The organism is Shewanella sairae (genome assembly GCF_023283535.1).
GTDB lineage: Bacteria > Pseudomonadota > Gammaproteobacteria > Enterobacterales > Shewanellaceae > Shewanella > Shewanella sairae.
This window is the reverse complement of record NZ_JAKILT010000158.1, coordinates 1-1,748: the sequence shown is the minus strand read 5'-3', so window position 1 is coordinate 1,748 and position 1,748 is coordinate 1. Positions and strand designations below refer to the sequence as shown.

Sequence of the window (1,748 nt, the reverse complement as noted above, 5' to 3'; positions counted from 1 at the left end):
CTTTATATGAGGCTTGAGCCCAGTGCAGTGAAAGTTGCACGCTGGGTTCTTAGGGAGACGGCACTTGGCAACAAGTGTCGTCCACCCGACAGAAACGTGCCAGAAGTATTCCGCTAGCACGTACCTGGACATTATTTAGTTAGAGCGTAGGCTCTAAAATTTACAATTCATATTATCACTACTAAGACAAATAGCTGTTAAATTAGCCTCATATTGCGAGGCGAATTGATTTTTAACTATTGGCGACGGATAAATGATTCGATATAAGCGGGAGTTCGAGCATTTAAAATTGGATCTGCGGAGGGTTTAATCCCTTTTGGTAATAATACGGGATTAAATATTCCCCTGTCACACAACATAGTTGTACTTTCATTGTCTCTGCTGCCATCAATTAACACTTGCCCGACTAAAAGGCGTTGGCGTGTCTCTGGCCACAACACTGTAGGGTCGTTAATCTCATCACTGGGTTCTGCCAATTGAATATAAAGATCCCAAGCAGCAGGCTTTTGTTGAATACGAGTTAATAATTCATCTTTTAAGAAGTTGTTTGGTAACTTTTCAAGCTGAGTTTGGCTAAGATTAACAACTCCATCAACAGGCTCAAAGCTCCAACGTCCAGGCTTAACATCACCATTATTTGCACTAAACAGAAAGCTGTTAACCCCAAAATAGCGGCTATTAGCAAAACTGGCACTAGGCGGCAAGGTTTTGATGAAATCAAAAAACGCTTTAGCATTAGGCTGATTATCTACAAGCCATTGCTTGCCTTCAGCTCCCTGTTTCACCTTTGTTTGAAAGTTAAAAAACTCCTCCAAATTGCTGGCAAAAAAGATTGGAGAGTTAGTTGTCACAAAATTTAGACTCTCCTTATCACCATCAATTTTAAGCGACATAAAGCGCCCAACACTTTTATCTGACGCATGTAAATTTCTCCCTCCAAGCGAGAAACGTGCAGTTATAGGAATTTCTGCTTGTTTAAAAAAAGGAATAGCAAAAGTGTTCTGCAGTTTTGGGTTAGGAACGAAGGACCCTGAAGTGCAAAAACCTTTAGCATGATTGCGCAATTTGGCTTTTTTTCCCGCCTCGCGACTGACAGTATCACGCGTACCGTTGACTGCATCTACTAATTCAGCACTACTTTTATCAGCAGCGAAAGCAAAAGATGAAAAGAAAGTGACACCAGTCAGTAAACTAGCATTAATAAACAAAGACAGAGGGGGTAGTCCCATGATAACTCCTATATAGAACAGCTAAAAAGATAAAAAAAGTAAGAGTAAGAGATAGAAATAGAAACTATCCCTTTAGTGCGCTTTGATTCGTTTCAATCTCCACAATTGCCAGAGCAAAAAACACTGAATCACACCGGCGGTACACCAAACCAATAGTTAAATTTACTATTTTCATCATATTTAATCCTAAAATACGACTTCGGTTAAGTAGCAATACATAAGACAGGAGACAACAAGAAAAAATTTCAATTTGTTGGTAAAGATATTGTTTCTGGTTCTTCTAGATTAACCCGAAAGCAATGCTGTGGTAAGCTGGTAAGCCCTCAGTTTTCAAGACACTTACTATATCCTTATGGACAGACCATTCTTTCAGGCTTATGGAATTAATAAAAGTAAGCCAAATTATTCTTCTATGCATTGAGACACCATTTGATGTGGTCAACTAAAACTGTACACCAATAGGGGATACGTATTTACGCAGCCGTTTCAGCCGCTGTTGGTGTCATGTAATTATTGTAA

1 protein-coding gene is annotated in these 1,748 nt (G+C 39.4%); it reads right to left on the bottom strand.

Going from position 1 to position 1,748, the window contains the following annotated elements; translation table 11 throughout:
• Nucleotides 1-236: 236 nt before the first annotated feature.
• Nucleotides 237-1,229, bottom strand: a complete 993-nt coding sequence (locus L2748_RS23760) for a catalase family peroxidase (protein ID WP_220783612.1) — start codon at nt 1,227-1,229, stop codon at nt 237-239.
• Between the last annotated feature and the right edge of the window lie 519 nt (nt 1,230-1,748).